Below are 881 nucleotides of genomic sequence, written 5' to 3'. Positions count from 1 at the left end.
CATATAACTATTACCGTTTAGCAGCGTTAGAAGAGGCAGGGATCGCAAATGTTTCCCGACTTCCTTATTCAATTAAAGTATTACTTGAGTCCGTTTTACGCCAACACGACGGATATGTCATCAAAGATGACCACGTAGAAAAATTGGCAAACTGGGGTAAAGACGTTGATCCGGAGGCGGAAGTTCCGTTCAAACCATCACGTGTTATCCTTCAAGATTTCACTGGTGTACCAGTAGTAGTAGACTTAGCAGCACTTCGTTCAGCAATGGCTGAAATGGGTGGGGATCCGGATAAAATCAACCCGGCAATACCGGTTGACTTAGTTATTGACCACTCTGTACAAGTAGACAAATACGGTACAGCTGATTCACTTCGTATTAACATGGAATTAGAGTTTGAACGTAATGCAGAGCGTTACCAGTTCCTTAGCTGGGCTCAAAAAGCATATGATAACTACCGTGCTGTACCACCAGCAACAGGTATTGTTCACCAAGTTAACTTAGAGTATTTAGCAAACGTTGTTCATGCAGTTAAAAATGAAGAAGGTACATACGAAACGTATCCAGATACTTTAGTAGGTACTGACTCTCATACAACTATGATTAATGGTATCGGTGTTCTTGGATGGGGCGTTGGAGGGATCGAAGCTGAAGCAGGAATGCTTGGTCAACCTTCATATTTCCCAATTCCTGAAGTTATCGGAGTTAAATTAACTGGTGATCTTCCAAACGGTACAACAGCTACTGACTTAGCACTTAAAGTAACTGAAGTACTTCGTAAAAAAGGTGTAGTAGGTAAATTCGTTGAGTTCTTCGGAGCTGGCGTAACGAAACTTCCACTTGCTGACCGTGCAACAATTGCTAACATGGCTCCTGAGTAC

Annotated in this window: 1 protein-coding gene; it reads left to right on the top strand. The window is 42.2% G+C overall.

The window, feature by feature from the left end:
* On the top strand, positions 1–881 hold an 881-nt coding region (locus AC1DOS_RS20360; protein ID WP_477538941.1), incomplete at both ends, for an aconitase family protein.

It is taken from the genome of Paenisporosarcina sp. P5_A11, assembly GCF_056400705.1.
The sequence above is the reverse complement of the archived record's forward strand: the minus strand, read 5'-3'. Positions and strand labels throughout refer to the sequence as shown.